The organism is Embleya australiensis (assembly GCF_051903075.1).
Taxonomy (GTDB): Bacteria; Actinomycetota; Actinomycetes; order Streptomycetales; family Streptomycetaceae; genus Embleya.
Window position 1 is genome coordinate 1 of the sequence record NZ_CP182423.1, and the last position, 19668, is coordinate 19668.

The window sequence follows — 19668 nt, forward strand, 5'->3', positions numbered from 1 at the left end:
CCCGCGGAGCGGGTCCCCAAGCCGCTGCGCGGCTTGCGAGCGAAAGGCTGCCGCGTTGCGGCAGCCGGGTGGCGCGTTGCGCCACCCGGTGAAGGACGGCCGCGTTGCGGCCGTCGGAGCCCGCTGCGCGGCCTCCCGGTGTACCGCTGCGCGGTACACCCGAGCCACCCGCTGCGCGGCTGGCTCAAGGCCGCAAGCGGCCTGCCGGCAGCGGCAACCGGGGTGTCTGGGTTACGCTTTCGGGGCTCTGGCTCGTATATCTGATGAGCCATCACATTGGATCTGACGCATCGTCAGCTGTGATTTCCAATGCCTGACTCGACGTCAGTCGCAATCTGACTTGCCGTCATGTGGTGCGGTGGGGTTTCCCACGTCCGAGAAGTCCGGTGGGCTTCGCTTCAGGGTGACACATCGGTACCGAGTCACGCCGTCGGCTTGCATCAAAACATCTTCTACCCGAGTCTGTGATTATGAGCCCCTCGTACCGAGGCGTCGCGCCGAGCGTGACTCTACGCCGTCATCAACGCGAAGCCGTGCAGAACGTAGTCGCCGAGTTCCGGCGTCCGCTCGAGGAATTTCGGCTCGGCGACGGGCCGTACGCGGGCCGGCGGGCCCAGGTCGTGTCCGCCACCGGGTCCGGCAAGACCGACATCGCCGCGGCCGTGGCAGGCGAGGTGGCGCCGCGGGGGCGGGTGCTGGTCCTGGTGCCCACCCTGGGTCTGTTGACCCAGACCATGACCGCGTGGCGGCGCGCGGGGCGCGACGGGCCCATGGTGGCGTTGTGTTCGCTGCCGAACAGCGATCCGGTCCTCGTCGACGCCGGCGCGCGGGCCACCACGAACCCGTACCGCTTCGCCCTCTGGGCGGGCCGTACGCGGCACGTCACGGTCTTCGGGACCTACGCCTCCCTCCGGCAACTCCTGAAGGCCCACAAGGGCAACTACGGCCTCCCGGTACTCCCCTGGACCCTGGTGATCGTCGACGAGGCACACCGCACCAGCGGCTACCTGGGCAAGAAATGGGCCGCCGTCCACGACAACCGACGCCTCCCGGCGCAGCGGCGGCTGTACATGACCGCCACCCCGCGGGTGTGGGACCCACAGGCGCGTAGTGCGTACGCGGCGTTGGGGGCGCGGCCGACGTCGGTGCGGTACGAGGCGCCGGAGGAGTTCGACGACGAGGAGGTCGTCGAGGGCTTCGGGGGCTTGGAGGGGGTCGACGGGGGGTCGGAGGGTCTCGATCTGGTCTTCGATTTCGCCTCCGGTGAGGACGACGGGGACGAGGAGTGGGAGGCGTTCGCCGAGGAGACCCCGGATGAGGCCGAGGAGGAGGTCTCGGGGACTGTCGAGGATGTCGAGGCGGAGGAGCGGCTGGTGGCGATGCCGTTGCCGCCGGGGTTGGTGGCGTCGATGGACGACGAACGCCTCTTCGGCAGGGTGGTGTTCGAACTGCCTCTCGTCGAGGCTTGTCGCCACGGGATCTGTGCGCCTTTTCGGGTGATCCTGGTGGAGGTCACCGATGCCGAGGTGGAGGCCGCGGCGGCGGCGAAGGGCCTCGCGCTCAACAGGAACACGCAACGCCCCCAGGACGCGGAGGAGTTCCGGGGTGCACGGTTGGCGGCGTTGCAGACGGCGTTGCTCAAGACCGCCGCCGAGTACGGGCTGCGGCGCATCCTCACGTTCCATCACCGCGTCAAGGAGGCGCAGGCGTTCGCTGAGGGCCTGCCGAAGGCGTTGGGGCGGCTGCACGCGGCGGATCCGCGGACGTATCCGGGGTCGGTGGGCGCGGGGTGGTTGTACGGCGGTGACGACGCGGAGGTCAAGCGCGAGGCGTTGCGGGTGTTCGAGGCCGGTGTCGACGCGGACGGCGTCGTGGCCGAGCGGTCCTTCCTCGCGAACTGTCGGGTGCTGGGCGAGGGTGTCGACCTGCGGGTGGACACCGTGGTGTTGGCGGATCCGCGCGGTTCGGTGGTGGACATCTGCCAGGTCCTCGGTCGTGCGGTCAGGCCCTCGCCGGAGGGCGACAAGATCGCGTCGATCGTCGTGCCGATCTTCCTGCGCAGGGGCGAGACGCCCGACGACATGCTCGTCTCCCCCACCTGGGCGCCGTTGGCCCGCGTCCTGTACGCGCTGCGGTCCCACGGGACGGATGTCGTCGACGTCCTCGCCGTGCCCCAGGTCGACGGGGCGGCGCAGGAGACGGCCCGCCCGTTCGACGACGGTGACGACGAGTCCGGTGGCGAGGGCGGGCCCGGGGGGCGGGGTTCGCTGGTGTGGTTCTCCTCCCGGCGCGACCCGGTCCGGTTGGCGCGGTTCGTGCGTACCCGTGTCCTGGACCCTCAACGGCGCAACTGGCTGCGGGGGTACGCGGCCGCGGAGCGCTACCGCGAGCGGTTCGGGAATCTCGAGATCCCGCTGCACACGGTCGACATCGACGCGCACGGCGTCACCTTCCCCGTGGGGAGCTGGGTGTCGGAGATGCGGCGCGCGTACGCGAACGGCGGCCTGGATCGGACGCAGATCGCCGAGCTCGAGGCGTTGGGGATGGTGTGGGACGCCTACGACCGGGGGTGGCGGGACGCCCTGGCCCACGCCCGTGAGTACGCCCGGCTGCATGTGGGCCTGGCCGCGCCGGTCGACGCGATCATCGACGGCTTCCCCATCGGACGGCAACTGCAGAAATGGCGCCAGGGCAACGGCATGAAACGCCACCCGGAACGCGCCGAACAACTCGCAGCCATCGACCCCGAATGGAACCCCCGGCACTGGTCGATCGACTGGCAGCGCCACCTCAACCACCTCCGCCACTGGCAACAGACCCACAACCCGCCCGCCGCCCTCGAGGGCGGCGACGGCGCAGCGGCGGGTGGACATGAGCCGGGTGTCGGGGTGGGGGCTGGTGGGTCGTACGGCGCAGCGGCGGGTGCGGGTGGGGTGCCCGACGCGGCGGCGGTTCGAGACGGCGGGGGCGGAGGCGCGGCGGCGGGTGTGGTCGGGCCGGGCGTCGCGGGGCCCGGGCACGGGACGGCGGCGTCCCGGGGTACGACGGCGGGTGGGCATGGATCGGGCGGTGAGGTGGGCCTGGCCGGGCCGCGCGGCGCAGCGGCGGGGGTGGCTGGTGGGGTCGGGGTGCGTAGCGCGGCGGCGGGTGTGGCGGGGCGGGTCGCGGCGGGTGGTGTGGGGGCCGACGTCGGCGGTGGGGCGGCGGGGCCGGCGGCGGTGCGGGAGGTGGTTGTTCCCGGGCCCGGGACGGTGTATCGCGGGGTCGGGATCGGGCGGTGGGTCGAGCGGCAGGTCGCGGGGTGGGCGCGGTTGAACGCGGCGCAGCGGGAGGCGCTGCTCGCGGTGGGCGTTGTGGCGTCGGCCGTCGGGGTGGTGGCGGGGCGGGGCGGGGGGTCGGGTGGGCCGAGGGCGGGGCGCAGTCGGGACGAGGCGTTCGCGGTGGGGTTGGCCGCGGCCGGGGTGTTCTTCGCGCGGGAGGGGCATCTGGAGGTCCCGCGTGGGCACGTCGAGGTTGTGGAGGTGCCCGGGGGTGGCGGGGTCGAGGAGGTGCGGTTGGGGGTGTGGGTCACCAACACCCGGGCGCGGCGCGGGAAGTTGACGGGTGAGCGGATCGCCGCGTTGGACGCGATCGGGATGCGGTGGACGTGACGTCGGGTGTGAGATCCGGCGTGAGGTTCAGGGTGCGGTGTCGGTTCTCGTCGAGGGTGGTTCGGGGTGGGGGCTTTGCTCGATGAAGGTGAGTGTCTGGTGGTCCAAATCGAGTTCAACTGTGCCGCCGTTGTGCTTGCGGATCTGACGCCATACGTCGTAGCCGGTCATGATTGCTTTTTCCCAGTCGGCGGCTCTGAGGACGTTGACTTCCAGGTGGGCGGTCATCTGGTCGATCGTGTCGAGGAGTTCGTGGTCGACGTGGCGGGTGTCTTCGAAGAAGCCGTGGCGCGTGGCGTAGGTGAAGACCAGGGCGGATACGCCTTCTTCGATGGCGATTGCGCGGCCTCCGTCTTCGGCTTCGTCGACGCCGGGACGACTGCGGCGTTTGCGCTCCAGGAGGAAGCGGGTGACGGGCGACCAGCCTAGGACTGCGGCGTGCGCAAGGTGGAAGGCGTCGTGGAAGCGGTAGTCGTCCTCGATGTGGGATGCGCTGGTGAGGGGGTCACCTGCTTGGCTGCCGTCCTCACGGGTGAGTCGGACGCGGTTGTCTTCGGTGGGGGTGAACGTGAGGGTTGTGCGGCGGGGAAGTTGCTCGTGGGGCGGGTAGTCGGCGTCGAAGTGGACGCGTTCGAGGTCGGGGGTGACGCGCCATCGGTCCTTGGCCTTTTCGAGGCTGGCGGCGGCGACGTCCTCGAGGTCGAGGTCCAGTCGGTGGGCCAGGGCGGCGACGTACCACAGGACGTCGCCGAGTTCTTCGCGTAGTTGTTGGCGTCCGGTGGTCGTGCCGTCGCGCATACGCTTTTTGTAGGCCGTTGCGACCGAGCCGACTTCACCGACGAGACCGAAGAGGGGCACGAGGACGGGGTCGGCGTCCGGGGTGGGCGGTTGCAGGGTTTTCAGGGCGGCCTGCTGGTAGCGGGCGAGGTGCACGTACCCTCCGTCTAGCGAGTTAGGCGACAAGTCTGTCGGATTTCCCGACACGCTTGGTATGCTAGATGACGTCAGCCCGGCTGTCCGGGAGTCGCGAACACGGGCGGGTGTCGCCATGCCGGACGGAAGCGTCAGGGAGATCGTCGACGTCGTCGTGGAGCTTCTGGCGGAGCAGCAGGGTCGATCGGTCGACGAGTTGTACGAGGAACTTTCGTCCCAGGGTGCGGAGTTGCCGGTGGACTCCGTGTTGATCGTGGAGATCCTGACCCGTGTCGAAAACCGTTTTGGCGTGACGATCAGCGCGGATGCCGAGGCCGGAAGATCTCTGCGCTCCGTGTGGGCTTTCGCCGAGACCGTCCACGAAGCCGTCCCCGCGAAGGAGGGGCTGTCATGACCGCCGTATCCGAGCCTGCGGACGACGATGTCGAGCGTGCCCGGCTCGGGCAACGATTGAGGAGCACCCGCGATTATCTGGGCCTGTCCCAGCAGCAGGTGGCCGAACGGACCGGCATCCCCCGTTCGGCTGTCAGTGACATCGAGCGCGGAGTGCGCAAGGTGGACACGATGGAGTTGAAGAAGCTGGCGCGCCTCTACCGGTTGTCCGCGTCCTACTTCCTGGACGAGGACGAAGACGCGGATGCCGGTGAGCACGCCTTGGCGGGGATGCCTCGGACTCGCAAGGACTTGACGGAAGGGGACCGGATCGAGGTGGCCAGGTTCATCCAGTACCTCAAGGCTCGGCGTGCGGCCGAGGCGGAGGCGGAGTCCTCGGACGCTTCGGATGGGCCGTCGGCGTCCCCGGAGCTCCTTTGAGTTGGGACGAGGCGCACGGGATCGCGATGATCGCCGCAGCGCACGCCCACCAGAGCCTGAGGGTTCCCCGCGACGACTATGTGGACGTGTTCGCCGCTTTGAAGGCTGCGAATGTGGAAGTTGTCGCTCGAAAGTTGGGTCCGTTGTTGGGGTTCTACCTCGCGTCGGGCGACGGCGGGCCGGCTTGTCTGCTCAACGAGGGCTTGGTTGAAACCGACATCCGACACACCCTGGCTCACGAACTGGGCCATCACGTCCTGGGACACGGGACGACCCTGGATCACGACGGGGACAGGAGGTGGGGACGTTGGGGTGAGGACTGGCCGGAGCACGAGAAAGCCGCCGAAGCCTTCGCGTCCTGGTTTCTGATGCCGTTGCCGGCCGTCCGTGCGGCCTGCGCGCGTGTCGGTGTACGGCACCCGTCCAGCCCTGCGGACGTCTATCGGATCGCGCGCTGGCTGGGCACTCCCTACGCCACCACGGTGCGACACCTGGTCCGGCTCAAGGCCATCGGACGATCCACCGAGAGGATGTGGGTGAAAAACGCTCCGGCGGATCTGAAGAACCTGCTCGCGCACGGGCTCGGAATCTCCCCTCGGGCCCATGTCCACGCCCTGGGGCGTGGTGCTCATGATGCGCACATACGTGTGGCCGCCGGGGATCTGCTCTTGTTGGACTTCAGCGGTGCCTGGGACGCGATCCCTCCCGGCTTCGCGAACGAGGATCCGTCCGACCAGACGCAACTTTCTTGGGAGGGTGGCCCCGACGGCAACCGCGCCCTGTGGGTCACCGAAGAGTTGAACGGCGTTTCCACCCTGACTGCCACCTCCGGCGACGAGATCTTCCACGTCACCGTGTCCCCGGTACCGCGACGTCATGGCTCCGATCACTTCTGGGAGTCGTAGCCCGAACGCCGCGCGCCAGTGCTCCGTCGAGGGGAGACAGAAAGTGCACACCTTCACCGTCGACGCTCCCGACGTGTCCTCCGCCTGGCTGAGGGCCTGCGGGCGCCTGGCCGAATTCCCGGGCGCGAAGGGCTACCACACCGTCGTGCGCATCTCCGATCCGCGGCACGAACATCCAGATATGCGAGCCGAGTTGGAGCGCCTGCGCATCGCCAAGGACAAGTACCCGATGGAAGCGGTGATCAACACCCTCTTCCCCGCCGCGCTTGCTGCCTCCAGCAAGGATCACGCCGAGTTGGCCCGACGCTATCTCGCCATGTACGAGCGGCTGCGCAAAGCCGATCGGCGCAACGTCCACGGCACCTACTTCGGGCGGCTGGTGGGCCACCCCGGCCGCGACGGGAACACGGCTCCGGTCGACCAGTTGGGTGTGCTCATCGCGCGGCTACGGCAGCTCAGCCGCAGCAGTCGCTGGAACGCGGTGTACGAGGCCGGCACCGTCCACGTCGAGGACGGTCCGCCGCCGGTCGAGGAGGCTCCGACCGACCTGCCCATCCGCGACCTCGGGGGCGACACCCAGATGCTGGACTTTCCCTGCCTGAGTCACGTCTCGTTCCAGCTGGAGAGCGGCGCCGGCATCGTCCACACGGTCGCCTACTACCGCAGCCACTACATGTTCGACCGCGCCTACGGCAACTACCTGGCGCTCGGCAAGCTCAACGCCTGGGTCGCCGAGCAGGCGGGTCTGCGTCCGGGAAGTCTGATGGTCGTGGCAGGCGTGGCACGTCTGGATTGCACTCGAGAGATCCTCGCCCGGGTGAACAGGGCGCAGCAGCAAGAAGACCTGTTCGCTCCCCAGGGTTGACGCTCAGGGGCACGCCGACGCTCCGGCCGCACTCTCTGTCCCGGGCGCGTCGGCGCCGCCCAGTCCCCACTTCGGGGGAAACCACGGTGTCAACGGCGCGGAGTCGGCGCGGTAGACCTGCTTGATCCGTGCGCGGCCGCTGATCCCGGCGACGTCGGGGTGCGCGACCCTGGCGTACTTGTCGACCTCGCAGAACAGGTTCTGGCAGTCGATCAGTTGGAGTCGGCGGCGGCCTCCCAGCCGCACCGGTTCCAGGCCCAGTCGGGCGAAGTGCTCCTCCTGGGTGTCGGTCATGTAGTGGATGACCTCCGCCTCGATGCCGTCCGCCGCCGCACCGAACGCCTTGCGGATGCCGTCCTTGGCACCCGGGCCGGGCACGACGAAGTCGCCTTCCTCGAAGGGCATCTCGGCCGCGTAGTTCAGGTCGATCACGTACTGGTAGGCCAGGAACGGGCCGATCGCCGGGTAGCCGAGCAGGATCCGGTACGCCTCCTGGAGGCTCTTCGCCGCCAGTACCCGCGCGGGCGCGTTCGTGGCCATCATCGTCTCCAGCACGCGCAGGTGATTGGCGTGCTTGCGCGGCTCCCCCATGGCCGGCGGCGGGGTGATGTAGGCCGCCGAGTACAGCCGCCCACCGGACGCGAACGCCTTCGACAACACTTCGTCGTAACGACCGAAGTCGTAGTCCGCCCACGTCGGCGTCCCGCCGAGCGCGCCCACCAACAACTCCCACGTGGACGCCTTGTTGAAGAACTTGAACAACAGCGTGCGGAAGAACACCTCCTCCCAGCGCTGATCACCCCGGTAACTCACCCCCGCGATCAGCTGCTGACTGACGCGATCCGCCGCGCGGAAGCAGTTGGTGAACCGGTGACGGGCCAGAATCGGGTCGCTCGTCCACGGCGCGGGCGCGCCGGCCACCCGGGCGCGATACACCCGGTCGCGCAGCACGGCGAACCGCCAGTAGGTGTCGAAGACCGCCGTCGGCCGCAACCGCCGCCCCGCCACGACCACCTCGTCGCGGGCGCGATGAGCATGTTCCTCGGCAGCGGGGCTGGCCAGCAGGGAAGGCATGCGTTTGAATATATATTCAATCTATAGTCGATGAACAGGGGCGCCGCCGTGGGCAGGTCCGTGGAGCGGGTCCATCAGGGGACGCGGCGCAAGGTCCTGCTCACCTGGCCGCAGGAGATCGACGCCCGCCTCGACCTTCTGGTGCGCATGGCCACCGAGGCGGGCGAGCGCACCAACCGGTCCGAACTGCTGGCCGCCCTGATCGCCTCCACCGAGACGACCCCGAAGAAACTCGCGGACACGCTGCGCGCCTATCGACGACTGGACCCGGAGACGTTCACCGCCGCCCACGACCGGCCCGATCTGCCCACCGTGCGCCGCACCGGACCCAAGACCACGAGCGGGGACACCACCGCGCCCACGCCGTAGCCGCACGCCCCCGCGGCCGCCGCCACGTGGACCGGCCCGCCGGCGGCAGATGTTCCCGCCCGGTCCGCACCGCACGGGTGAACCACCACCGCGTCTCGACGCGGCGTCCGACGAAGGCAACGACACGCGGGTTCAACCCCCCCACACGACACCGAGGACACGGCCCGACCCCCACGACCACGCGCCGGCCGCAACAGGAGCCCCCGGCAGTCGAAGACGGCTCACCCTCGGCGGAACGGGGCACGACATCGCGTGCTCTACCGCTCGCCGCCCCCGTACACCGCACCGCCGGGCCGGCCCCACTCGCGGTTGCGGGTCTGTAAATCGAACGGTGTAACGGGGTTGATGTAGTGGTCAGTTGCGTCCGGCGGACAGGCGTCCGTCGAAGGCGATGTCGAAGGCGTTCAGGGCTGCTTTCCAGCGCATGGTCCAGCGTTTGCGGCCCTGACCGGTAGGGTCGAGCGACATGATCGCCATATAGACGCACTTGAGGGCGGCCTGCTCGTTGGGGAAGTGTCCGCGCGCCTTGACCGCCCGCCGGATCCGCGCGTTGACCGACTCGATCGCGTTGGTCGAGCAGATCACCGTGCGGATCTCCGTGTCGAAGCTCAGGAACGGTACAAACTCCGACCAGGCGTTCTCCCACAGCCGTACGATCGCCGGGTACTTCTTCCCCCAGGCGTCGGTGAACTCCACGAAGCGTTCGAGTGCGGCCTCCTCGGTCGGAGCCTGATAGACCGGCCGCAGGGCCTTGGCGATCTTGTCCCAGTCCTGCCGTCCGGCATAGCGAAAACTGTTCCGCAGGAGATGGACGACGCAGGTCTGGACCACGGTCCGCGGCCAGACGGCCTCGACGCTGTCGGGCAGACCTCTGAGCCCGTCGCAGACGAGCATGAGCACGTCCTCGACGCCGCGGTTCCTGATCTCGGTCAGCACGTGGAGCCAGAACTTGGCCCCTTCCGCGCCGTCGCCGGCCCACAGGCCGAGGATGTCGCGGTGGCCCTCGGCGGTGACCGCCAACGCGACGTAGATCGGCCGGTTGGCGACCTTGCCGTCGCGGACCTTCACGTTGATGCAGTCCACGAACACGACCGGGTAGACGCGGTCGAGCGGCCGGTTCTGCCACTCGGCCATCCCGTCGAGGACCTTGTCGGTGATCGTGGAGATCGTCTGCCGCGACACGTCGGCCCCGTAGACCTCGGCCAGGTGGGCCCGGACCTCGCCGGTGGTCAGACCTTTCGCGGACAACGAGATCACCATCTCGTCCACCCCCGACAGACGCCGCTGCCGTTTACGGACGATCCTCGGCTCGAACGACCCCTCGCGGTCTCGCGGCACCGATATCTCCACCGGGCCCACATCGGTCAACACCGTCTTCGCGCGGGTGCCGTTGCGCGAGTTCCCGCTGTTGTCCCCGGCCGGATCGTGCTTCTCATACCCGAGGTGGTCGGTGATCTCACCCTCGAGAGCGGACTCGAGGATCCGCTTGGTCAGCTGCTGAAGCAGCCCACCCTCACCCACCAGATCCAGACCTTGGGCACGGGCCCGGCCCACCAGCTCGTCGATCAACCGGCCGTCCACAGCGTCATCGACGACACCTCCAACCGGGCTGTCCTGCACAGGCTCTGACATCACGTCAGTCATCTCTCGGCGTCACTTTCATGATCAAGTTCCACCGTTAGTTTTACAGTCCCGCGGTTGCCGGATCGGGCGGGTCCACCGCACGTCGCGGAAACCAACGGCCCAGCCGAGGCGCGACACAGGGCGCACCCACGCGCGAGTTCGCTGGTGGAATCCCTTACGTGGACGACTCCCACGTCTTGGCGAAGATTCGTTCCAGGGTCCGATACATGGGCGAGGACACGGGGTACTTGACGACCGCGCAGTGTCGGCCGTGCTCGTGCGCCGAGTAGGGCGTGAAGTAGGCCGCCCGTTCGGTCAGACACACCCGCCCGATGTGCGGGGCGTCGAACCTTCTGAGTTCGATCGTGCCCGCACTCGTGTACGGGGCCACGAACGCGACGTTGGTCTCGATCTGAGTGTGCAACAGGCCCGAGCCGTGACTGCGATCGAACGTCGCGAGTTCCGCCTCGCGGTCGGTCGTCCAGCGGGCGTCCCGGCCGGTTCCGGTACACGGCAGCAGGAGCCGGACCCGGCGCCCGGTCGTACCCGCGGCCGCCAGGAGAGGAGCGAAAGTATCCCGCTGCAGCTCGTTTCCCCGGCCGGTCAACAGGTCCACGCGACGAGCGCGCGCCAACTCCCTGCGGAAATCCTCGTCCGCCTCGACCTTCGTCGGCCACGTCTGACCGAAATCACCACGCGTCAATCGCGCTACCGCCCGGATCAACAACCAACGAAAACGTCCCGACCACAACACCGCGAGTGTGACGGTCAGCCCCGTGGCCGCGAGTGAGGACAACACCCCCATCAAGAACTCGTTCACCACCCACCCCCTCGCACGTCATACCCCGCCGCCCGCTCCGACCAAGCCCCGGGAAGACGAACAACACATGCGATTCGCGACATCGGCGCCACCCGAGCGGATGCGCGACTCCTTTGGCGGCCGGGAACGATTCGTGACGACCGCGTCGCCGGCCACAGGCCGGCTCGCGTCACAAGGGAATAGGTTCCCGGCCGATGTTCGTCGAATCGGTCGGGGACCGGTCGGTCGTGCCGCCCGAGAACGCACACGTGCGCCAGCCCACCCATCGAGCCCGTGTCTTGCTCGCCGCTCCCGTTGCACGGTTCGTCGACGCGTGGGGAGGCCGGGTGGGCCCCTGAGCCGAGCAGAAGCGTGACGAGTGAAGGGACGGCGCAGCGGGGCGCTACGGGGCGCGGGCGTCACCGTGCCACTGGTCGAGGCGGTCGGGGAACTCGGATGCGTCGTGCGGGGTGCGTTGTTTATTCAGGATCCGGTCGGTGAGTTCGACGGTGGCGAGGTACCACCAGAAGATCCAGTCGAGGAAGGCGTCGTCGTAGTCGGCGCGTTGGTCGGCGCGGCCGTGGCGCAGGTCGTATCGGTTGGCGATTTCGAAGAGGAATCCGTCGTCGGGTTTCCCGGCCTCGGTCTTGATGAGGTCGCGGCGTTGTTCGAGGATTCGGGCGAGGGCGACGATGGCCGAGCGTTTGTGGTCGCGGGTGGCCCCGCGTGCGCGGAACAGGGCGATGGCGTGCTCGGTGCTCGCGCGTGTTCGCGGGTCGGGTGTGTTCAGGACCCGGTGGACGAGGTCGCCGCGGGCGTCGTCGGTGAGGGCGACCAGTCGGCCGAGGTCCTCGCCCTCGTCGGCGAGTCGGTAGTCGATGCCGGCGTCGTGGAGGAGGTTGTTGATCCTCCATCGGTACAGGGCGCGGCCGGGGGCGGCGTTGAACTCCTTGTGGTGCCAGCCGCAGCCGGAGTAGGAGTGCATGTCGCGGTTGCGGGGGCGCGAGACCAGGTCGTGGAAGACCTCGATCAGGCCGAAGAAAACGTCGTCGTCCCATGCGTCGGGGTCCAGGGGCCACAGGTTCGCGTGTCCGAGGTGGCGGTCCAGGATCCGGGAGCGGTCCGGGAGCGGATCGGGGTCGTCGACGCAGTCCCGGCCGAAGACCTCGACCAGGTAGCCGTTGGTGTCGAGTTCTTCGACGAGGCGAGCGAACTCGCGGCGTTCGCCGCCCTTGTGGCGTGCGTGGTCGGACGGGGCGCCGTGGCGTTGAGGCCAGTACGGGCGCGGTCGGCGGGCGTGGCGCAGTTCGGCTGCGCGGTCGATCAACTCGCGCAGCCAGGTGCGTTGGGTGTACGCGGGAGGCGCCTGTCCCGCGGGCGGTTTCGGGGACCAGGGGTCGTCGTCGGCCCAGATGGTGGAGGATTCGCCGACCTCGTCGAAGTCGCCCACCGCCGTGGTGCCGGCGAACGCCTCGCCCAACAGCAGTCGTGCGCGTTCGACCCACTGACGGTGGTCCGAACGCGAGATGCGCTCGGCCTCGGCCGTGAACAACGCGGTGGGCCACACGAGTTCGTACACGCTCACATCCAGCACGGGACCATCCTGGCCGAGTGTGTACGGGATCGTCCCCGAATTAGCGCGGCTGCGTGCGGGGTCGCGACCTTGCCGTCGTCGGTCGGGCGCTGTGCAGTTCGATCGGGGGTGAGGGGGCGGTGAGGCCTGGCTGCCATTCCATGCCGAGTGCCTGCAGGGCGTCGAGTTCCGGGCGGGACAGGCGTGTGACGTGGTCGGGGTCGCGCAGGGCGGCGATCGCGGCGCCGAGGGGATGCGGTCGCGGCGGACGCGTTCGACGTGGTCGGCGGGTACGCGCAGGTGACCGTGGGTGCGACGGAACCGGCGGGCGGCGCGCAGGAGGTGGCAGAACTCCTTCTCCCCCGAACTGCGGGGATTGCGCAGGCCGATGGCGAGGGGGTCCGCGGGCAGGAGACCGGCGAGTTGCTCGCGCTGGCCCGAACGCAGCGCGGGGAAGGCGTCGAACTGGGCGTCCAGCCATCGGGTCAGGTCGTCGGCCTCGGCCTGGGCGTGGGTGAGGGGGATGGCCAGGGCGCCGCCGCGGGCCCGAACGAGGGCGGCGGCGTGCATTCGCTGCCAGGCGTGCGGCCAGGCGGGGTTCCAGTGGCGGTCGATGCCGGCCAGCGCCTGGGCGTAGCGGCGGGGCAGGGTGCCGGCCGTGTGCTTGGCGCGTTGGTGTTCGAGCCAGGCGCCCAGGGGTTGTTTGCGGAAGGTCTCGGTCGGTTCGGGGAGCAGGTGGCCGTGTCGGTGGCGCCAGGCGCGGGCGAGGGCGAGGTGGTGCTCGGCGCTGTCGGCGGAGTGGGGCCAGCTCATGCCGAGTTGGGCCAGGGCGCAGATGCGTTCTGGGGCGAGGTTGCCGGCGGCTTTGAGGGAGCGCTGATAGCCGATCCACCAGCCCAGTTGGAAGCCGTTCTCGTCGATGTGGTCGCTGTCGACGTCGAGTAGGCCGTGGCGGGCGTGGTGGCGGGCGGCGGCATCCAGGCCCTGGAGCCACAGATCGGGAGAGGGGTCCATGGTGCGTAGCCCGAGGTGGGCGGCGATCTCGTCGGCGCGTTCGGGGTGGGGTGCGGGCAGCGGGGTGTGTTCGAGGGGTTCTCGGCCGTTGCGGGCGATGCGGTGGAACAGGTGCTCGTCGTGGGCGCGCAGGGCGATCATGACTTGGTAGAGCAGGTGGTAGGGCGTGCCGAAGGTGGCGTCCCGGGGGTGTTCGCCGGGTCCGAAGAACACCGGGATGATCAGGGTCGAGCATTTGGACATGCCCGGGGCCAGGCGCAGCGCGCGGCCCACGCCCTGGACGATGTCGATCGTGCTGGACTTGGGGTCGGCGAACAGGACCGAGTCGGCCAGGGGGAAGTCGACGCCCTCGATGGCCAGTCGGCAGTTGCAGAGCACTTCCAGGTCGGTCGCGTGCCGGCCGGGGGCGAGGTCGCGGGGCGGGCGGGCGAAGCGGTCCATGCGGGGCGGCGCTCGGCGGGTGTGTGGCGGGAGTGGACGGCGGTCGCGCACAGGCCCTGGGCGTGGCGGCCTCCGGCGTGGCGGGCGGTGTCCAGGAGGGTGTCGGCGAAGGCGTCGGCATGGCTGATCGCGCGGGAGAAGACCACGGTGCGGCTGATGCCGTGCAGTTCGCGGGCGCGTAGCAGGGCGAGTTGGGCGCCGGCGATGCGCATGCCGCCGGCGGCCGGGTCGTCGTCGTGGTCGGGGCGGCCGGCGAGCAGGGTGCGCAGTTGGGTGTCGTGGATCTCGGGGGCGCAGATGCGGTAGTCGGCGAGTTGGCCCTCCTCGATGGCCTGGGCCAGGGAGTAGCGGAAGACGACGGGCCCGTACAGGGATTGGTCGTCCATGGAGGCGATGGGCTCGTGGGAGAGGGGGCGGGTGACGTCCCAGATCCTGGGGGTGGCGGTGAGGTAGAGGCGGTGGCGGGCGGGGACGGCGTCGTCGTCGTGGATGGCGGCCCATTGCTTGCCCAGGGCTCCCGCGGTGCGGTGGGCCTCGTCGACGACGACGATGTCCCAGCGCGGCAGGGCGAGGTGGAGGTGGGCTTCGATGATCCTGGGGAGGGAGGCGTAGGTGGCGAAGACGGTGACCGGGCCGTCGGCGGTGCGTACGGCTCGGGCCAGGACGGCGGGATCGGTGGTCATGGTCATCAGGCCCTGCAGGGCGGGGTCGGCGGGCTTGTCGTCGCTGAACAGGCCGACGTAGGTGCCGGGTCGGCCTCGGGCGTACCAGCTTCCGGCGGTCTGCTGGAGCAGCGGTCGGGTCGGGCACAGGACCAGGGCTCGCCCGTGGGGGGCGCGCCGGTGGGCGATGCCCAGGGCGATGAGGGTCTTGCCCGTCCCACAGGGCGAGACGAGGGTGCACCGCGCGGCGCCCAGGGCGAAGGCGTTGCCGCGGCGTCGATGGCGTCCTGCTGGCGGCCGCGCGGTTCGATGGTCAGGTCGTGGACGCGTGGTGGCGGCAAAGGGGGGCCTCCCGGCGGCGCCGGCGCGGCGCCGTGCGGATGCGGCGCCCGTCGAAGTGCAGCGTGGGGGAGGAATCGACGGGCGGGGCGGCCCCTGCCGGGGGTTCGCTCGTTCGAGTGAACAGCTCTGGTGGCGATCGGGTGTCGGCGTGGCTATCCGGCCGTGGAGGCGGAACGCGCGAAGGGGCGGCGGCGGTGGCCGGAGGGTGGGTGGAGGCCGGGACGTGGGGCTCCTCGCGCGGTTGGCCGCTCGCGGTGCGGTTCGTCGCGGACGAGTCCACCGGCTCTTTCCTGTCGCGGTTCGCCCGGGCCAACGGCCGCGGCGTCGGGGACCTCCTGCAGGATGTGGGCGAGGGTGGGATCGGGCGGTCGCCGGTCGAGCCGTGCCTGGCGGAGGTCTACCTCAGCCGCCCGGCCCTGGAGCGGCTCGCGGTGCTGACCGGCCGCCGGGCGCAGGTGCTGCAGCGGGCGCTACCGAACCTGCGCGATCCGCTGCTGCTGGCGGACGAGGGACCGCGGTGGCACTACCCGTGGACGCCCGCGGCGGGGTCGCTGGTGCGTGCCTGCCCCGGTGCGCCGCCTCCCGGGGAGCCGACGGCGCGTGGGTGGTGGCGCGGGACCCGTGGCGGGTGTGTCTGCGGCATCGGCGGTGGACGGGACGCGGTCCGCGCCGGCGGGCCGGCCTGGTTCGACCTGGCCGCGCTGCCCGAGGTCACCGCCGCCCGACTCGGGTGCCTGCGCCTGGAACGGCGCTTCGGGCCCACCGGGGCGGCGTTGGTGGCCGACGCGTTCGCGATCGCCGGATGGTGGTGGCGCCGCGCGCCGCAGGCGCCGTGTTGGCGCCGCCGCGAGCGGTGTCTGGGGGTGGGCCCCGGTGCGGTGCGCACCGCCGTCCTGGTCGTGACGCCCGAGGCGTTCGCCCTCGCCCGGCTGCTGTTGCGGCACGAGCGGGTCCGCGGTGCGCAGGGCGGGCAGGACGTCGCTGCCGAAGCCGAACTGTTGTGCGCGGCGCGGGCGGTGGCCGGACGGTTGCCGCTGGCGCCGCGGGTGGCGCAGCAACCGGTGGCGGAGTGGTTGGCCCGCCACCACCGCATCCTCTCGGGGACCGAGGACCACGGCGGGGTGCGGGTGGGCCGACGCGAGCCGGTGCGCTGCCTCGTCCACGGTCGGGACGAGGCGCAGGCCTGTCTGAGGGAACGCACGTGCCTGCCCTGGCAGTGGAGCGACCTGCACACACGACCGTGAACGCCCCGGCGGCCGGGCTGTGTTCGGGCGGCGAGCGATTGCCGGCCCCGCCCCGGGCGTGGGGGCCTCGCCTGGCGGGCCTCGCCTGTCCGTGTGGCGGACGCCCCCCGATCGCCGGCGCCGCTCGTAGCGCGTCGCGCGGCGGTTCGGCAAGCGCCGGGGCACCGCTGTCACCCGTGGGAGTGAATACGCGGCCATCGGGTCCCGGGCCGCCGGGTGTCGCCGACGCTGGTGGGGACGGTTCCGCGCCGAGATGCCCGAAAGGGGGCCGGTGTGCCGGAGATCTCCATCGCCTACACCGACGAGAACGGACGCGCTCTCGAAGTGCCCGCGGATCGGGCAGGTGGCATCGCGTTCGAGGAACTCCCCCATCCGCGGCCCCCGATCGCCCATCGGGGGCGGCGCGGCTTCGTCACGGATGGCTGGGTCTCGGGGACCGGGCGGACACTGGCCCTGGGCTCGCTGCGACAGCAGCACGTCGCGATGCTCCTGGACCGGGACCCGTCCGTCGGCGCGTTCGCCGCCGGACCGGTCGAACTGCGCTGGAGCGCCGGGGGCCGGGAACACGCGCTGCGGCCCGACTTCCTCGCCCGCCTGACCACCGGTGTGCGCGCCCTGGTGGCGGTGGTGCCCGACCGCCCCGCCACCGATTGGGACGCGAGGGTCCGTATCCTGCGGGCGGCGGCCTCGCAGGCGGGCTGGCAGGTCCGTACCTTGTCCCCTCCGCGCGGTGTGCGGCTGGCGAACCTGCAGCTGGCTTTCGCGGCCCGCGACCCCAGGGGCCGCGACGAACGGCAGGCCCGGCTGCTGCTGGGCGCCTTCGCCCGGCCGCGGCCTCTCACGGACGGCGCGCGGGCCTGTCCCCTGCCCACCCTGGTCGCGCTGGAACTGGCCTGGCACCTCATCTGGCGTGGTCGCCTCCACGTCGACTGGGACACCCCCATCGTGCCGGACTCCTCGCCGGCCTGGGCCGCCCGACCGGCCCCGGAAGGCGGCCGGCGGTGAGCCCGGCCGCGGTCCGCACCGCACCGCCGCCGGCGCGCGGTGACCGTCTCGAGCTCGGCGACCGGGTCCGGCTGCGCGGGCACGTCTGGCGAGTCGTCTCCTGGCAGGGCGAGAGCATCTCGCTGGCGCCCGCGGACCGAAACGACACGGAATTAACCGCCCTGTTCGCCGCGCTGGTGGGCGCCGAGGACTTCGCCGTGCTGGACCGCGCGGACCGGCCCCTGACGCGCACCGAACTCTCCAGCCGCACCGGGCAGTTCGACGCCCTGCCCGTCGAGGTGCGCGCCGATGCCCTGCGGTGGCAGCGCCACGTGATGGAGGTCCTGCACCAGCAGGCGCCGAACGTGCCCGCCACCGGCGTTCCGCACCCGGCCTACGACCCCGCGACGCACACCCTGCAAGAGCGCTACCGGGCCAAGGCGGCGCAGTTGTCCGCGCTGGGATGGGACGTGTCGCACCACACGGTCGAGCGCAAGTGCCGGGCCTGGCGCAGGAGCGGACCCATGGGACTGGTCGACCGGCGCCGGACGCGACCCCCGTCCCCGTGCGGACGCACCGATCCGCGCGTGGTGGACGTGCTGTGGCAGGTCCTGGACGCCGAGGCGGGAAAATCGGCCGGCACGGTGACGCGGCTGTGGGAACTCGTCCGGGCGCGGGTCGCACGCCGCTACCGAGCGGAGATGCGCGACCCAAAGGAGCGTCGGCGTCTGACGGTGCCACGCGCGACCTTCTACAGACTCCTCCACCGCCTGGGCGTCACCGTCGAGGACGTGGCCGGGTCGACCGCGCGGCGCAGCGCCGACCGGGAGCGGCCCCCACCCCCGTACACACCCACCGCGGCGCGGGTGCCGGGTGAGTTGATGCAGATCGACACGACCGGCCTGGACGTGCTCGCGATCGGCGACGACGGTCGGCCCACCCAGGTCGAGGCCACCGTCCTGATCGACGTCGCCACGCGCACCATCGCCGGCGAGATGATCGTGCCCAAGCGCTCCGGCCACGGGCCGCACGGCAACCGCGTCGGCGGGCGGGCCACCCGCTCGCAGGACGCGGTCTTCGCCCTCGCGCAGGCCCTGGCCCCGGTCCCGGCCCGGGCGGGCTGGTCGCCACTGACCCTGATGGAAGGCTCCGACCTGCCCTACGAGGAGTTGCTGGCCGCCGATCCACGGATGGCCGGGGCCGCGGCCCGACCGGTGATCCGCCCGCGGACCGTGGTAATCGACCACGGGAAGGCCTACACCGGCAGCGCGTTCTCCTCGGCCTGCGCCGAACTGGGCATCGAGGTACGGCACGCCCGCACCCGGACCCCCACCGACAAAGCCATCGTGGAACGCGCCATGCGAACCATCAAGACGCGGTTCGGCCAGTGGCTGGCCGGCCACACCGCCCACCGCCTCGAACTGCGCGGCAAGAACGTCGAGCGGCAACCGCTGTGGCGCATCGACCAGATCCAGGACATGTTCTCGCAGTGGATCGCCCTGGAATGGCAGCAGACCCCACACGGCGGCCTGCGCAGCCCCTACACACCCGGCAAGCTCCTCACCCCGAACCAGATGTACGCCGCCCAGATCGCGCGCTGCGGCTACCGGGCCCTGCCGCTGACCCAGGACCAGAACCGCAAGCTGCTGCCCGCGGTGTGGGTGACGGTCGACCGCAAGGGCTTCCGCATCGACAACCGCACCTACAACCGCGGCACCGAACTCGCCCCGTTTCGCGGCAAGTCCGGCATCCCCGGGCGGCGCGGCCGGTGGGAGGTGCACTACAACCCCTACCGGCCCGAGGTGGCCTGGCTGTTCGACCACCGCGCCCGAGAAGGCGAGGACCCCTGGGTGGAAGTGCCCTTCGTCCACCGCAGGCTCCTCGACGACCCGTGGACCGAGGACCTGTGGGCGCAGGCGAGGGCCGCCCACGTCGCGGCCGGCGGCGACCGCCGCGACGAGGCGGCCATCTGCCGGGCGGTGGGCGAACTGCGCGAACGCGCCCGCCGCGGCCGGCCCGCGGCCGAACGCCGGGTACCCGCCCCGCTGTTCCGAGGCCCCGACGTCGACGTGGACACCCCGCCCCACGACCCCTACGCCGGCATCCCCGACGTCGATCCGAACACGATCACCCCCTACCGCAGCCTCGACGTCCCCGCCGCCGACCTGTTCCCCGACCCCGTACCGCCCACCGAGCCCCTTCCCGGCGAACTACCGGACCACATCGGCTTCCTCAACTGGGACATCGCAGAACTCGACCCGCCCGGCCCGAACCCGAAACCGCCCGAGAGCGCCGGCGACGACGAAGCGGGAGGGCCGTGAGCACCGCGCCCGCGAAACCCACCGCGGCCCCGCCGAGTCGCGCCCCGACCGGACCG

General features: G+C 70.9%; 15 protein-coding genes and 1 pseudogene. 9 read left to right on the plus strand and 7 right to left on the minus strand.

The annotated features are described in order from the left end of the window. Nucleotides 1-470: 470 nt before the first annotated feature. Complete coding sequence (locus tag ACMXN5_RS30395; RefSeq protein WP_439673348.1) at nucleotides 471-3650, plus strand: Helicase associated domain protein; 3180 nt, start codon at nucleotides 471-473, stop codon at nucleotides 3648-3650. Between the two features lie 27 nt (nucleotides 3651-3677). On the opposite strand, the gene ACMXN5_RS30400 is transcribed toward ACMXN5_RS30395, so the two are convergent. After that, on the minus strand, nucleotides 3678-4583 hold the full coding sequence (locus tag ACMXN5_RS30400) for a nucleoside triphosphate pyrophosphohydrolase family protein (protein WP_439673349.1): 906 nt from the start codon (nucleotides 4581-4583) through the stop codon (nucleotides 3678-3680). Between the two features lie 115 nt (nucleotides 4584-4698). Here ACMXN5_RS30400 and ACMXN5_RS30405 point away from each other — a divergent pair, with 115 nt between their 5' ends. Genes ACMXN5_RS30405 through ACMXN5_RS30420 form a run of 4 tightly spaced genes read left to right on the plus strand, consistent with a single transcriptional unit; the run spans nucleotide 4699 to nucleotide 7166 of the window. Beyond that, on the plus strand, nucleotides 4699-4977 hold the full coding sequence (locus ACMXN5_RS30405) for a phosphopantetheine-binding protein (RefSeq protein ID WP_439673350.1): 279 nt from the start codon (nucleotides 4699-4701) through the stop codon (nucleotides 4975-4977). After that, nucleotides 4974-5396 (plus strand): helix-turn-helix domain-containing protein, encoded by a 423-nt coding sequence (locus ACMXN5_RS30410; protein ID WP_439673351.1) that lies wholly within the window; start codon nucleotides 4974-4976, stop codon nucleotides 5394-5396. The genes ACMXN5_RS30405 and ACMXN5_RS30410 overlap by 4 nt, the downstream gene beginning before the upstream one ends. A 26-nt stretch (nucleotides 5397-5422) precedes the next feature. After that, nucleotides 5423-6301 carry an ImmA/IrrE family metallo-endopeptidase gene (locus tag ACMXN5_RS30415; protein ID WP_439673352.1) on the plus strand — a complete coding sequence of 293 codons (879 nt, stop codon included), beginning with the start codon at nucleotides 5423-5425 and terminating at the stop codon, nucleotides 6299-6301. Nucleotides 6302-6344: 43 nt separating this feature from the next. After that, nucleotides 6345-7166, plus strand: coding sequence for a hypothetical protein (locus ACMXN5_RS30420; protein WP_439673353.1), 822 nt, complete (start codon nucleotides 6345-6347; stop codon nucleotides 7164-7166). 3 nt (nucleotides 7167-7169) lie between these two features. On the opposite strand, the gene ACMXN5_RS30425 is transcribed toward ACMXN5_RS30420, so the two are convergent. Beyond that, a complete protein-coding gene (locus ACMXN5_RS30425) occupies nucleotides 7170-8240 on the minus strand; it encodes a nucleotide kinase domain-containing protein (RefSeq protein ID WP_439673354.1) in 1071 nt (356 codons plus the stop codon). 30 nt (nucleotides 8241-8270) lie between these two features. On the opposite strand from ACMXN5_RS30425, the gene ACMXN5_RS30430 reads away from it, so the two are divergent. Next, nucleotides 8271-8609, plus strand: coding sequence for a hypothetical protein (locus ACMXN5_RS30430; protein ID WP_439673355.1), 339 nt, complete (start codon nucleotides 8271-8273; stop codon nucleotides 8607-8609). Between the two features lie 354 nt (nucleotides 8610-8963). On the opposite strand, the gene ACMXN5_RS30435 is transcribed toward ACMXN5_RS30430, so the two are convergent. The 5 genes and pseudogenes from ACMXN5_RS30435 to ACMXN5_RS30455 form a co-directional block, all read right to left on the minus strand. Further along, a complete protein-coding gene (locus ACMXN5_RS30435) occupies nucleotides 8964-10241 on the minus strand; it encodes an IS256 family transposase (protein WP_439673356.1) in 1278 nt (425 codons plus the stop codon). Between the two features lie 166 nt (nucleotides 10242-10407). Next, nucleotides 10408-11052 carry a hypothetical protein gene (locus ACMXN5_RS30440; RefSeq protein WP_439673357.1) on the minus strand — a complete coding sequence of 215 codons (645 nt, stop codon included), beginning with the start codon at nucleotides 11050-11052 and terminating at the stop codon, nucleotides 10408-10410. 382 nt (nucleotides 11053-11434) lie between these two features. Beyond that, nucleotides 11435-12625 carry a hypothetical protein gene (locus tag ACMXN5_RS30445; RefSeq protein WP_439673358.1) on the minus strand — a complete coding sequence of 397 codons (1191 nt, stop codon included), beginning with the start codon at nucleotides 12623-12625 and terminating at the stop codon, nucleotides 11435-11437. 600 nt (nucleotides 12626-13225) lie between these two features. After that, nucleotides 13226-13861, minus strand: a pseudogene (locus ACMXN5_RS30450) (helicase associated domain-containing protein); the annotation flags it as partial. Beyond that, complete coding sequence (locus tag ACMXN5_RS30455) at nucleotides 13840-15219, minus strand: DEAD/DEAH box helicase family protein (RefSeq protein ID WP_439681309.1); 1380 nt, start codon at nucleotides 15217-15219, stop codon at nucleotides 13840-13842. The gene ACMXN5_RS30455 and the pseudogene ACMXN5_RS30450, both read right to left, overlap by 22 nt. Before the next feature lie 38 nt (nucleotides 15220-15257). On the opposite strand from ACMXN5_RS30455, the gene ACMXN5_RS30460 reads away from it, so the two are divergent. The 3 genes from ACMXN5_RS30460 to ACMXN5_RS30470 all read left to right on the plus strand — a co-directional run bounded on the left by ACMXN5_RS30460 (nucleotide 15258) and on the right by ACMXN5_RS30470 (nucleotide 19612). Continuing rightward, on the plus strand, nucleotides 15258-16307 hold the full coding sequence (locus ACMXN5_RS30460) for a TniQ family protein (RefSeq protein WP_439678128.1): 1050 nt from the start codon (nucleotides 15258-15260) through the stop codon (nucleotides 16305-16307). 273 nt (nucleotides 16308-16580) lie between these two features. Next, nucleotides 16581-17312 carry a TnsA-like heteromeric transposase endonuclease subunit gene (locus ACMXN5_RS30465; RefSeq protein ID WP_439673361.1) on the plus strand — a complete coding sequence of 244 codons (732 nt, stop codon included), beginning with the start codon at nucleotides 16581-16583 and terminating at the stop codon, nucleotides 17310-17312. After that, entirely contained in the window at nucleotides 17309-19612 is a 2304-nt protein-coding gene (locus ACMXN5_RS30470) for a Mu transposase C-terminal domain-containing protein (protein ID WP_439673362.1), read from the plus strand. Before ACMXN5_RS30465 ends, ACMXN5_RS30470 begins: the two co-directional genes overlap by 4 nt. Nucleotides 19613-19668 lie beyond the last annotated feature (56 nt).

Excerpts from the sequence above, each read along its gene's own strand:
- ACMXN5_RS30395 (WP_439673348.1), top strand. The coding sequence starts at position 471 with ATGAGCCCCTCGTACCGAGGCGTCGCGCCGAGCGTGACTCTACGCCGT.
- ACMXN5_RS30405 (WP_439673350.1), top strand. The coding sequence starts at position 4,699 with ATGCCGGACGGAAGCGTCAGGGAGATCGTCGACGTCGTCGTGGAGCTT.
- ACMXN5_RS30410 (WP_439673351.1), top strand. The coding sequence starts at position 4,974 with ATGACCGCCGTATCCGAGCCTGCGGACGACGATGTCGAGCGTGCCCGG.
- ACMXN5_RS30415 (WP_439673352.1), top strand. The coding sequence starts at position 5,423 with ATGATCGCCGCAGCGCACGCCCACCAGAGCCTGAGGGTTCCCCGCGAC.
- ACMXN5_RS30425 (WP_439673354.1), bottom strand. The coding sequence starts at position 8,240 with ATGCCTTCCCTGCTGGCCAGCCCCGCTGCCGAGGAACATGCTCATCGC.
- ACMXN5_RS30430 (WP_439673355.1), top strand. The coding sequence starts at position 8,271 with ATGAACAGGGGCGCCGCCGTGGGCAGGTCCGTGGAGCGGGTCCATCAG.
- ACMXN5_RS30435 (WP_439673356.1), bottom strand. The coding sequence starts at position 10,241 with ATGTCAGAGCCTGTGCAGGACAGCCCGGTTGGAGGTGTCGTCGATGAC.